Annotated in this window: 7 protein-coding genes; 2 read left to right on the top strand and 5 right to left on the bottom strand. The window is 47.5% G+C overall.

The window, feature by feature from the left end:
* Positions 1–161: 161 nt before the first annotated feature.
* The 5 genes from QZ323_RS09950 to QZ323_RS09930 all read right to left on the bottom strand — a co-directional run bounded on the left by QZ323_RS09950 (position 162) and on the right by QZ323_RS09930 (position 10,864).
* Positions 162–1,826, bottom strand: a complete 1,665-nt coding sequence (locus QZ323_RS09950; protein ID WP_294634496.1) for a long-chain fatty acid--CoA ligase — start codon at positions 1,824–1,826, stop codon at positions 162–164.
* A gap of 166 nt (positions 1,827–1,992) precedes the next feature.
* Positions 1,993–3,459 carry a potassium/proton antiporter gene (locus QZ323_RS09945; RefSeq protein ID WP_294634495.1) on the bottom strand — a complete coding sequence of 489 codons (1,467 nt, stop codon included), beginning with the start codon at positions 3,457–3,459 and terminating at the stop codon, positions 1,993–1,995.
* 153 nt (positions 3,460–3,612) lie between these two features.
* Positions 3,613–4,980 (bottom strand): ATP-binding protein, encoded by a 1,368-nt coding sequence (locus QZ323_RS09940; protein ID WP_294634494.1) that lies wholly within the window; start codon positions 4,978–4,980, stop codon positions 3,613–3,615.
* Positions 4,977–6,329 carry a sigma-54 dependent transcriptional regulator gene (locus QZ323_RS09935; protein WP_294634493.1) on the bottom strand — a complete coding sequence of 451 codons (1,353 nt, stop codon included), beginning with the start codon at positions 6,327–6,329 and terminating at the stop codon, positions 4,977–4,979. Before QZ323_RS09935 ends, QZ323_RS09940 begins: the two co-directional genes overlap by 4 nt.
* Before the next feature lie 14 nt (positions 6,330–6,343).
* Positions 6,344–10,864 carry a translocation/assembly module TamB domain-containing protein gene (locus tag QZ323_RS09930; RefSeq protein ID WP_294634499.1) on the bottom strand — a complete coding sequence of 1,507 codons (4,521 nt, stop codon included), beginning with the start codon at positions 10,862–10,864 and terminating at the stop codon, positions 6,344–6,346.
* A gap of 200 nt (positions 10,865–11,064) precedes the next feature.
* Between QZ323_RS09930 and tsaD the strand changes: the two genes are divergently transcribed.
* Together tsaD and QZ323_RS09920 are read left to right on the top strand one after the other, a co-directional pair.
* Positions 11,065–12,084, top strand: coding sequence for a tRNA (adenosine(37)-N6)-threonylcarbamoyltransferase complex transferase subunit TsaD (tsaD, locus tag QZ323_RS09925; RefSeq protein ID WP_294634492.1), 1,020 nt, complete (start codon positions 11,065–11,067; stop codon positions 12,082–12,084).
* Between the two features lie 162 nt (positions 12,085–12,246).
* On the top strand, positions 12,247–12,714 hold the full coding sequence (locus tag QZ323_RS09920; RefSeq protein ID WP_294634491.1) for a CinA family protein: 468 nt from the start codon (positions 12,247–12,249) through the stop codon (positions 12,712–12,714).
* The last annotated feature ends 31 nt before the right edge of the window (positions 12,715–12,745 follow it).

The raw sequence follows: 12,745 nt of genomic DNA, 5'->3' as shown, positions 1-12,745 counted from the left end.
GCAATAAACTTATTAGCTTTAAAACATGAACTGCCCCAAAAGTGACGAAGAACCTGTTTATTTTCTGTGTACTCTTTTAGTTTGAAGGAATGCATCACAATGAAAGACATTATTACATTACTTGTTATACTCCATTACATCACAATATACAAGTGGAGCTGTTAACCTTTTGCTTCTTGATACATGAAACGTTTAATGGATTTCTTAGCTGTTTTCTCAAATTCCTCAAAGTGGATTTTTACTTTGCATATCTGGCTATAAGCCGGAAGTTGTTGATTCAGTTCATTACGGTTTGCCTCCATTACACGTTCGATGTCGCTTTGCTGTAACCCGTTGGCAAAGGCATCGTCGAAATCCGGATAAATCAGTGCTACTAATTTTCCTTTCTGCAATACGATGAGCGATTCGGATACATAGGGCATGTTATTTAGTTTGTTCTCAATCTCTTCCGGATAAATATTCTGTCCACTGGCTGTGAGTAGCATATTCTTGCTACGTCCCCGTATCGTTATATAGCCGTCCGCATCCATTGTTCCCAAGTCTCCGGTATGCAACCAGCCATTTATGTCGATGATTTGCGATGTCGCTTCCTCGTTTTTATAGTAACCCAACATCAGGTTTGAGCCGCGGCAAATGATCTCTCCGGCAACATGTTGCGGATCTGGTGAATCTATTTTCACTTCCATACGGCTGGCTGCCTTTCCGCATGATGCAAGTTTCAAGGTTTCCCAACGGGAAGAGCAAATAATGGGGCCGCATTCTGTCATTCCATAGGCAATAGTATAGGGAAAGTTGATTTGCTTGAGGAAGCATTCTACTTCAGCATTGAAGGGGGCGCCACCGATAATGATTTCATCAAAGTTGCCTCCGAATATTTCCATTGCCTCTTTACGTGCAAGAGCTTTGATTTTATCGTTGATGATGGGCACATGCAGCAATAATTTTCCGATTTTACTGTCTACTCTTGGCAAAATATCCTTTTTGATTATCTTTTCTACAATCAGAGGCACACACGAAATGACGCGTGGTCTGATTTCGGCAAAAGATTGTGCTATTATTTTAGGACTTGGCATGCGCGTCAGGAAATAGAGGTGTGCTCCAGCTGCAAAGGCATTGAGAAAATCATACGTCATACCGAAGACATGTCCCATAGGAAGCATGGAAACGATGTTGTCTCCAGGTTTTATAGGAAGCATTTCATGACAGTAGGCAACATTGGATGTGAGGCTGCGATAGGGCAACATGACACCTTTTGAATATCCGGTAGTACCGGATGTATAGTTGATAATGGCAAGTTCTTCCGGTTGGTCTTTCCGATAGCAGATATGTTCAGGACGGAAATTCTTGGGATAGCGTTGTCCGTATAACACATTGCGGTGTTCAAAAGCCTCCATCAACCTCTCGTCGCGGCAAACTACAGGAGTAAATTCAGTCATCAGAACAATGCCCAGCAATTGCGGCATGGCTTCTTCATTGAGATTCTCCCAAATCTGGTCGCCTACGAATAGAAGTTTTGCTTCGGAATGATTGACGATATTGTGTATGTTGTCTGCTTTAAACTCGTGCAGGATAGGAACGATGACGGCTCCATACGTGATAGTTGCCAGAAAAGTAACTGCCCAATGGGCGCTGTTACGGCCGCAGACTGCTATCTTGTCGCCCGGACGAATGCCGGAACTTTCTAAAACAATGTGGAATTTGGCAATTTTGCGGGCTACATCTTTATATTGGAGGGTAGCACCTTTGTAGTCAGTCAAAGCGTTTAAATCCCAGTAACGGATGATACTCTGTTCAATATAATCAATGAAGTGTTGTTCTTGTTCCATTTGTTAAATCTGCACACTTTAATTAAAACTGCGCAAATATAGAGCTAAATGTAATGTCGTGCAAATTTCTATATTCATTCTTTGACAGGAGGCGAAAGAAAAAGAAAAATCAACCAATTGGCTCCAAACAGACCATTGGCAGGCAATTTATGACCGGATTTTTCTATTAATTAGTTCTTTCCGTCTTTCCACTCTTTTCTGAAATCAGCAATAACTTATCGCCCAAACGAAGTTTCAGGGAACCGTTGGGGATTAGAAACTCTGTGCCTCGTTTCACGATCATAACTAACGCTCCATTGGGCAGGGTTATGTCTTTCAGGGTATCACCTTCTTCCAACATTTCCGTGGTTACGGTCATATCTCTCAGGTCTGTATCAATTTCTTCGGGCAGTTCTACGCCAAATTCATTTCCGGTTTTCTCTAATGGAGTGGAAAGTTTCAGTAAACGAGCAGTCGAAGAGACGGTGGTTCCTTGAACTATCAGGGAGACAATTGTAATAAAGAATACGATGTTGAACATGACGTCTGCTCCCGGAACTTGCGCCACCACCGGATATGTGGCAAAAATGATAGGCACCGCTCCGCGCAAACCGACCCAAGAGATGAATAGCCGGGAACGGTGGGTTATTTTCTTGCCGAAAGGCAACAGGCAAATAAATATGCTGAGCGGACGGCCGACAAGAATCATGAATACACCTATAAGGGTGGCTACCAGGGCAATGTCGAGCAGTTCATGCGGATTCACCAACAGTCCCAGGCAAAGGAACATGATAATTTGGAACAGCCATGTCAATCCATCCATAAAGGTATATATCTCTTTGCGATACATGATTTTATTGTTGCCCACCATGATACCGGCGATATAGACTGCAAGATAACCGTTTCCATTCAGAAGGTCGGTAATGGAAAAAGTGAAAAAAATGAATGAGAGCAGAAGGATGGGGTAGAGTGCCTGATTATCAATATTCAGCCTATTCAACATAAGTATAGCCAACTTGCCGAGAAGATAACCGACTACCGCACCTACCACGAATTGCATGATGAATGAACCGAAGATTCCCGTGATTCCCATTCCACCCGACTGTATGAACTGTATCAATACGATAGTGAGCATATATGCCATAGGGTCGTTACTTCCACTTTCAAGTTCCAACATGGGACGAAGATTGTTCTTCAGATTCATCTTCTGCGAACGCAAGATAGCAAACACTGAAGCAGAATCGGTGGAGGACATGGCAGAAGCAAGCAACAGTGATGTCGTGAGAGGCAGATAGATGTTAGACCAACTCATACCTGAGATCCACCAGATGAACAATCCTGTAAAAATGGCTGTAAGCAACACACCGACGGTAGAAAGCACAATACCCGGTATGAGTATCGGTTTTATTTCGCTGAATTTGGTGTCCATACCTCCCGAAAACAAGATGACGCTGAGGGCAACCATACCAATGAATTGTGCCTCTTTGGCATTATGAAATTGCAACCCCAAGCCGTCACTCCCAAAAAGCATGCCGACTACTAAAAATAATAATAGGGCGGGAACGCCGAAGCGATATCCCGTTTTACCAACAATGATACTTACAAAAAGGAGGATAGATCCTATCAGAAGAATATTTTCAGCTGTAAAAATCATAAGTTACATATAATAAATTGTTCGTTTTGACCGATTCTCTTTTCAAAAAGCAAAAACACTTTTTCTTTTTAACAAATGCAAGAAAGAAATTGTTCAGAGCCTGTTTAAGTTTTATTTAGCGCTCATAAGAAAAGTATTCGGCTTTTATAGGGATTAATTGAATTTCAGTACAAATGTAGTTTCCTTTCCGGAACGTAGCGAAAGGCTTCCACCCGATAGACGCATAATCTGCCTGGAGATGCTTAGGCCGATGCCGCTACCGCCTTCCTTGGTCGTGAAGAAGGGGATAAAGATGTGCTCTGCTATTTCGGAGGGAATATGAGGACCATTGTTCGCCACTTCGATAAGGACGGCTTCACTTTCATTGCAGTGGGCGCGTATGGTGATGATACCTTCGGAAATCTTTTCCGTCTCGATGGCTTGTATCGCATTTTTCAGCAGGTTGATAAGCACTTGCGAGATAAGGTTCTCGTCTGCATAAAGAATCAGGTCGTCCGGGACGATATGTAGGCGGAAAGAGATGCGGGAGTAGGGGTATTGATGACGTGCCAGTTCTACCATACGATTAAGGAAACCTTTCACATAGAAGAGTGAAGGTTCCGGTTTCGGTATGCGGGTAAAACGGCGGTAGTTCTCGACAAAGGAGAGCAATCCCTTGCCTGTGGAACTGATGGTTTGCAATCCATTACGGAGCTCTTCGGTGTCGATACCATCCGAAGAGGAACTGCAACTATTCGCATCCGTGCCTTCGCATTCCTGCAATAAGGCCAGCAGGGTATCACTCAAGGAGGTAATGGGGGTGACGGAATTCATGATTTCATGCGTCAGCACACGAATCAGCCGTATCCATGAATCGATCTCTTTTTCATCAAGTTCATTGTTGATATCATTCAGGGCAAGGATGCAGAGGTGCTCTTGGCGGATGGTTATCTCGGAGACCCGGATGGACAGATTCATCGTGCCCCGCTCGTTGGAAAGTCGGGTCTGCAACTTGTCTCCGGAGTGGCAACGATTCAGTAGTTCCGGCAGACGGGCGTCGATACGGGAGAGTTGGCTGGTGTGGGTGAGTACATCCAGTCCCAGCAGGCGGAGTGCTTCGTTATTCTTCTGATAGATGGCTCCGGTATCGTTCAGTACCAGAATGCCCGTACTGATGCAATCCAGAATGAGTTCATAATACTTCTCTTGCTGGACGGTTTCGCTTTTCACATTATATAATATGGAAGCAATGCGATTCAGGGCCTGATTCACAATGCGGTGGTCTGATATATCTTCCTGCTCGGAGAAGTGTATGGAGACGTCGTTGTTCTCGATGGCATCAAGCAGGAACAGTATCTTCTGCGTATGCATCCGATAGAGTTTCCATTGCCAATAGATGCTCGACAGCAACAAGAGAGAAGAAAGACTGATCCACAAGATATTTCCGGATATGGCAGTCAGGACAACCACGCCCGCCAGAACGAGGGACGTGAGAAGGCGGAAAAGGTAACGCTCGGTGATGTGGCGGAAGAAGTGTCTCATAGTCCGAACTTTTTCATCTTATTGTAAAGGGTCTGTCTCGTAATGCCCAATTGTGCTGCTACGGCAGAAAGGTTGCCGTTGCAGGCATTCAGGGCTTTCTGTATCATTTTCCGTTCCATTTCCTCAAGAGTGGCGGCTTCCGTACCGATATTGTTTTCCGCACGGGACGGGTCGGTACGTTTGGGCAGCTGGAACAGTTCGGGCGTCAGTTCACGAGTATCGCAGATGATGACCGCTTTCTCGATGGCATGTTCCAACTCACGTATGTTGCCATACCACGGATGCGCTTTCAGCTTCGTGCCGGCAGCATCGGAAAGTGCTGACAGTGGTTTGTCATATTGTTTGCAGAAACGTGCGATGAAGCGTTCGGCAAGCGGAAGGATATCTTCCGGGCGTTCCCGTAAAGGGGGAATTTCGAGATGAATGGTATTGATGCGGTAAAGCAGGTCTTCGCGAAACTTATTGTCCTGCACCATTTCATTCAGATTCCGGTTGGTAGCGCATATCAGGCGGATATCGACGGGAATGGACTGGTTGCTGCCCACACGAACGATGCTCCGGCGCTGCAATACGGTCAGGAGTTTGGCTTGCAGGTGATAGGGCAGATTACCGATTTCATCAAGGAATAGCGTGCTGTGGTCTGCTGCTTCAAATTTGCCGGGACGGTCGGTATAAGCATCGGTGAAAGAACCTTTTATGTGGCCGAACAGTTCGCTTTCAAAAAGGCTTTCGGTGATGGCGCCCATGTCGACGGCAATCATCTCTTTGTGGCAACGGGACGAAAGGGAGTGGATTTCCCGCGCCAGCATCTCTTTTCCTGTACCGTTCTCTCCGGTGATGAGGATATTGGCATCGGTAGTGGATACTTTCTCCACCAACGAACGGAGTTGCTGCATGGCGGCACTTTTGCCCCAATACATGGATGAAGTCATGAGCGCAGTGTTCTGTTTGCCTTTTCTGTTGTCAGAGGATTGGGCGGCATTCAGAAGGGTTTCTACCAGTTTCCGGTTGTCCCAAGGCTTCACAACGAAGTCCGTGGCACCCTCTTTGATGCCTCGCACGGCAAGGTCAATGTCTCCATAGGCTGTGAAAAGCACTACGGGCAGGGAGGGATGGAGGCGTTTGATCTCGTGCAACCAGTATAGTCCTTCATTCCCGTTGTTGATGCCGGACGTGAAATTCATATCGAGCAATACGATTGCCGGTGTCTCCTTGCGCAACACCGAAGTAAGCGTAATGGGAGAATCGAGCGTGATAATCTTCTCGAAATAGGGTTTCAGCAACATTTGCACTGCGGTAAGCACACCGCGATTGTCATCGACAATAATGATATTCCCGGACTTTTTCATACATCGTTTTTAATTTATTTCTCCACTTCGCCTCTCTTAAGTTTGGCTTGTGCTGCTTCTGAAGCGTTGGCGGGCATTGGCTTTTCTTGGCTGGCTTCTTGGGGGACATTGTCCTGTCCGGTTTCCACATTGTTCTTGTCCGGCTTGCGTTTCAGCAGTTTCAGCCTCCATTTGTTCCAGAACATCAGCTCGTTCCAGTGGTTGAAGTCTTTCTTGAAGATGATGCCTATGCCTTGTGTGGTCAGATTCGTGCGGGTGTAATATCGGTCGTTGGTTTCGTTATAGGCCTTCAGGCGTATGTCTCCGCTGCGGTTCACGAGCCATTCCGCCTCAAAGTCGCCTACGAAATTGGTGTTTGCCATCGGATTGTCGCGATAGCCGAAGTTGCCGTTGATAAGCAGGCGGTTGTTCAGCAGTTGCCCTGACAGCATGCCTTCAAACTCCATATCGGTCCAGCCCTTTTCTCCCGTACTGAGGTTGGTGCCGATGTTCCAGTTGTTGCTGTTGATGATGTTCGAGAGTGCATTGTTCAGTTGTCCCGAAAGGGTGGACGAGAGCACGGAGGACATCATGTTGGAGTTCTGCGTGGCATCCACGTTTTCCGGAGTATAGAACTTGCCGATACCCAGCAGATACAATATCTGCATGTTCATCTGTTCGTCCGTGGGGATATAGTTACGGATCAGTGCCTGGACTTCATCCCTTTCGTTGGGGACCTCCAGGCTTAGTTTTATTTCCGGCGATGTGAGCTGTCCTGTCAGGTTCATAATGCAGTTCACTTTGATGTTGGTCTGTACTCCATAGTTGCTTGCGTTCGGGACCAGGTCGTTCAGTGAAGCGGAGTTCACGGTGTAGCTGGCCTGGATATCCATTGTTGCGTCCAGCGGCGAACCGTTGAAGTTGATGGTACTTCCATTCTTGATGGTAAAGTCTTTGCGTATCACCTCCTGCAGACTGAATTTATAAAGCCCTTGGCTGATGCGATAATTTCCGAACATCTTCATGTCATCGGACTTGTTGTAGAATTCCGCACGGATATTTCCCGTCCCCCGTCCGCTGATGTAGTCACCGGCTATGGGATCCATGACAATGCGCATGGTGGCATCGGGAGTGGCGTCTACGAGCAGATTGAGCCGGATATCCGTCTCACCTTCTTCCTGTTGCATCTCTTGCTGCGCCAGCTCGTAGTCGGAAGCCAGGTTGATAGAGTCCAATACGGCACGACGCGGTGTCTTATCCACAAACTTGATGAACTGATTGCTGACCGCTGAAGATACATTATCCTTAATATAGACGAAGTTGGTATTGCGGTTAGTAGTCATGGCCACGTCAATGTTGACCCCATTCTGCGCATTGCCCGCTATCAATGCACTTCCTGTTCCATAGACTGTTCCGTAGAAAGGGAAATCCAACGACTCTTTGGTATTCATCACCAGCATGTCGTTCACTTCGAACTGGAAACGGTAGTTTATGTCCTTGAAATGGCGATAGTGCAGGTAGCCGTTTACGCGTCCCTGATTACCGTGCGGGTCAAGAATGCGGTTATTGCGGAAGGTAAGCCCGTTGGGCTCTATCTTGATGCTGTCCTTCAGGAAGAAAGTCGTGTTCAGTACATCCACTTTCATGGAAGCATCGCCGAAAACGTTCCCTTCCATCGTGAGTCCTTTGAACTTGCCGTAGAAGTGCACATTGCCGCTGGCACGCCCGTTAAATTCCGGTGTGATGTTGCTCATGAAGTATTCGATGAACTTCAGGTTGGTGTTGTCCGCCTCGATTTGCAGGTCGAGTGCGCTTTTGGGCTTTATGGGATAGATGTAACCATACACATGGCTTCGGGCAATCTCTTTCTCGCGGATACGGGCGTCAAGATAGATGCCTTCCACTTCGTGATGCCATTCTCCGTGGATGTCGGCATCTCCCAGCAAGCCATTGTTCAGCCCGAAGTTCCGAATGAAAAGGTCGGTATGCATGATGGGCTTCTTCAGCACCTGGCTGGCGTATGCAGGACCGGTGGCTTCCCCTTGGAAGTTGACCCCCAGGTTGGCGATGTCGAACACATAATCAATATTGATATTCTTCAGGTCCAGGCGGATGGTGTCTTCCGGCATCTCTGAAATGGTGCCGTTGATGCGGAGATGACGGTCCTGATGACTGAAATAGAAATCGTTGATGTGCACCTTGCCGGAATCAATGACTACCTGCGAAGGATGTATCTCCCACAGTGTATCGTTCAGTATGATATTGGTCTTCTGAACGTCTACAACGGTTTTCAATGCCGGTACTGCTTTGGATGTCGCACGCATGCGTTTGCTGTCATGCTCTCCGGCCTGCGTGCGGATGAAGTGTGCGGTAGCTGCCAGCTTCCCGCTGTAAGTGACGGCACTGCTGTTGCCCCAATTCAAAGAGGTCTGTATAATGTTATCTTTAGCCTGCGCCTCCAGTGCCACGTTGATTGCCCCCTCCGGCTTACGGTTGCTGAAGCGTATGTGCGCATGAAATTTATCACCGGGATTTTCGCATAACATCATGCCCGATTCAATGAACTTTTCTCCGTAGCGCAAATGGGGGAAATAGCCCTCCACCCGCAGGCGTTGTGCCTTGTCGTTGAAGTAGCCTTTGAGGGTGGAATGCGTGTACACCTTCAGGGGAACATTGAACATGGCGGACAACAGGTCTGTATTGAAGATGCTGATGTCGAAGTGGAAGCTGTTTTCGCTCTCTATCTGCCGCTTGCCCGGCAGTATCAGGGCAGGAACGTATCTCCTCATGATGTTCAGCACGCTTACCGGCAGTGTGCGGTAGGAGTAATCGCCCTCAATGCTTGCATGCAGGAAGTTCGATGTTATTTTCAACTGCTTTTGGAAGTCGTCTTTCCGGCTGGCGGTTATCTTCAGGTTGTCTAGAAAATAGTCCTTGTCGGGAGCCGTGAATTGCAGGCTGTCAATGTTGATTTCCCCGTTCATTTCGTCGATGGAGCCGCCGGTGAAATCGGCAGTCAGCCGGACGGAAATCTCCGAGTCCTTATACTGAGGAGTCAGGTGCAGCTCATGGGGGCGCACATTGTGGATGGCGGCCTGAAAGTTGAATGTAGGGATGTGGCTGGCGGTGTTGATGCTACCGTTCAGCTGCACCGAACCGTTTTCGTCATCCAATGCTACCTTACCGTTGAAACCGCCTTGTTTGTATTCGCCGTCAAGCGTGATGTTCTCGTATGTGTAGTCGCTATAGTCGATGGATGCGACCAATCCTTTCATTATGATGAGGGGAGGTTGGTTCTCGTGGTGGTTACCGTCTACATTGAGGTTGAAGGTAACTTTGCCCAACTTTTCGTTGGCGAGCATGTCGCCCAGCTTGAAGTCGGCAGTTTTTATTGCACCCGAATAGGCGAAATAGCCTTTCTCTTTATTGGAACTGAGCTTCAAGTCCGTTTTGATGGAGCCCATATCCGTGCGTACCACACCGTATGTGACGAGGTCGGTGAAGTATCCCGAAACTTCTCCATTGAATGAAATGGTTCCTAACCGTTGCAATACCGGCGGAGTGGCTTCGTGGTTCTTGCTCAGGTTGCGTACAAAGAAGGCGACGCCTTCAGGATCGGCATAGAGTTTAGACAGGTTGCCGAAGACAAAGGCATCCTGAGGATGGGACAAGTCTTGCAAGGAAACGTCTCCCCTTAACTGAAAATGGCTGTCTGCCGTAACGGATAAATAGGGGCAATTCAACTGATTGACAGTCCCGTTTGTCTCTACAGCCACCTGTAACTGTTCCGTGAAAGGAGAGAGAGCAGGTATGAATGCCGCCAAGTCGCAAGGCGTCACGTTGGAGGGTAATATGCGGCACGAGAAGCGGACCTCGTTGGCGAAATTGTTGAAAGCCCCCAAACTGTCATACTCCACACGTATCGTATCCATCGCAAGTGAAGTGTTCGGCAGCTCGATGGCGAAATTCTCAATGTTCATCTTCTGTTCGTTCGCCACCACCTTCAGGCTCAGCTTCTTCAGTTCAAAGCCCGAATTCTCTTCTTCTACACTCATACGTTTGATGGCAGCGTTGACAGAGTCGTTTTGAAACGCTTTCAACGAGATATTGGCGATGATATTGCGCAGTTGGATGTGCTGTGCGTTGAATCTCCCCGGGGTCTCTTCGGCAGAAAGCACGTTGTAGGATGCCCGACCGCGACGTATCAGCAGGGAGTTAATTCGCAGGTCGAGATGGTTCTCTTTCTTGACTGTGTCTTTCGAAGCAAAGGCATCAAGTACGAACTGGAAATTGGGTATGTCCTCCGGCGTCTTTTTCTCCAGATTGACGTTGAAACCGAACAATTGTACATTGCCGATTGATATTTTGCCCTTGAATAGGGGCAGAATATCGAACTTCGCCGAAAGACGGGAAATTTTCAGCATCTCCTTGCCGGACTGGTCGTCCAGCAAAAGATCGTCAATGATGATGCGGTTCAGCAACCCCATATTGATCCGTCCAATGCTGAGCTGTGTGTGCAATACGCCCGACAGTTCACTGGCAACAAACACGGATATCCGTTGCTGAACGTAGGGGATATTCAGCAATAATATGGTCCCGATATACAATCCCAATATGATACCGAGCACCCAGCGAACTGTCCTTTTAAACTTTCTGATAGGCGGTTTGTTTGATTTGGCACACAAAAATATGAAATTCTGCGTTACCAATCATACTTTTATCACTACTTTTGTAGCGTTAAAATGTAAATAGCGATATGAGTACAATAATTTTAGGCATAGAAAGCTCTTGTGACGACACCTCTGCCGCCGTCATCAAGGATGGATATTTACTGTCGAATGTTGTTGCCAGCCAGGCGGTACATGAATCCTACGGGGGTGTAGTGCCCGAATTGGCATCGCGCGCGCATCAGCAAAATATAGTTCCGGTGGTTCACGAAGCGTTGAAACGTGCCGGAGTGACCAAAGAAGAACTGAGTGCGGTCGCCTTTACAAGGGGACCGGGACTGATGGGCTCTCTCCTGGTGGGAGTTTCGTTTGCCAAAGGGTTCGCACGTTCCCTCGGTATTCCCATGATAGATGTTAACCATCTGACTGGTCATGTGTTAGCCCATTTTATTAAAGCAGAAGGTGAAGACAATGTTCAGCCGAAGTTTCCTTTCCTCTGCCTGCTCGTTTCAGGAGGAAATTCGCAGATCATTCTGGTGAAGGCATACAATGATATGCAAATCCTGGGGCAGACCATTGACGATGCTGCCGGAGAAGCGATCGACAAATGTTCCAAGGTCATGGGACTGGGATACCCCGGTGGTCCCATCATAGACAAACTGGCACGTCAGGGCAATCCGAAAGCCTTTACTTTCAGCAAACCCCATATCCCTGGATTGGATTACAGTTTCAGCGGACTGAAGACCTCGTTCCTCTATTCCTTGCGCGACTGGATAAAGGAAGATCCCGATTTCATCGAGCATCATAAGGAAGATTTGGCAGCTTCGCTCGAAGCCACGGTGGTCGATATCCTGATGGACAAACTGCGTAAGGCGGCCAAGGAATACAAGATAAAGGACGTGGCTGTGGCGGGTGGCGTTTCTGCCAATAACGGTTTGCGCAACGCCTTCCGCGAACATGCCCGGAAGTACGGATGGAACATATTCATACCCAAATTCAGTTACACGACGGATAATGCCGCGATGATTGCCATCACGGGATACTTCAAGTATCAGGATCGGGACTTCTGTCCGATGGAAGCGCCGGCTTATTCGCGCGTCACGCTATAGTTTCTATCTCCGTATATTCTTTAGCCCCGCTCTATACCTGCTCCATACCAACTCCGTATCTGCTCCAAACATATAGACTATGGAGAAACTACGGAGATGGCATGGTTGAGACAGGGTGCTGACAGGAGCATGATTGACTTGATTATATATAAATATAGGTATATGCAAATGAAAAAAAGAGTAGGCGAATTGCTGAAAGAGAAAAAAATGTCCCTTTCCACCGCAGAAAGTTGTACCGGAGGAAGCATCGCGGCTCTGATTACTTCCGTTCCGGGAAGTTCGGAGTATTTTAACGGTGGCATCGTGGCATATTCCAACGAAGTGAAGATGAATCTGCTTCACGTTTCTCCGGAAACACTGGAAAAATATGGAGCAGTAAGCCGGGAAACGGTGATTGAAATGGCAAGAGGCGCGATGAAAGCGTTGAAAACAGATTGTGCCATTGCCACTTCCGGGATTGCCGGTCCCGGAGGAGGAAGCATCGAAAAGCCCGTGGGTACTGTGTGGATCGCCGTTGCCTATAAAAATGAAATTGCCACTTTCAGGCAAGAAGGAGACGAAGGAAGAGCCGGAAACGTGCAAAAAGCTGTTCAAAATGCTCTGAAGTTGCTTTGTGAATGCGTGAAATAAAGAAAAATTGCTATCCTACAATGAATTATTT

The sequence above is a fragment of the uncultured Bacteroides sp. genome (genome assembly GCF_910585845.1).
Taxonomy (GTDB): domain Bacteria; phylum Bacteroidota; class Bacteroidia; order Bacteroidales; family Bacteroidaceae; genus Bacteroides.
Note: the sequence above shows the minus strand (reverse complement) of the source record. Positions and strands in the feature narration are given on the sequence as shown.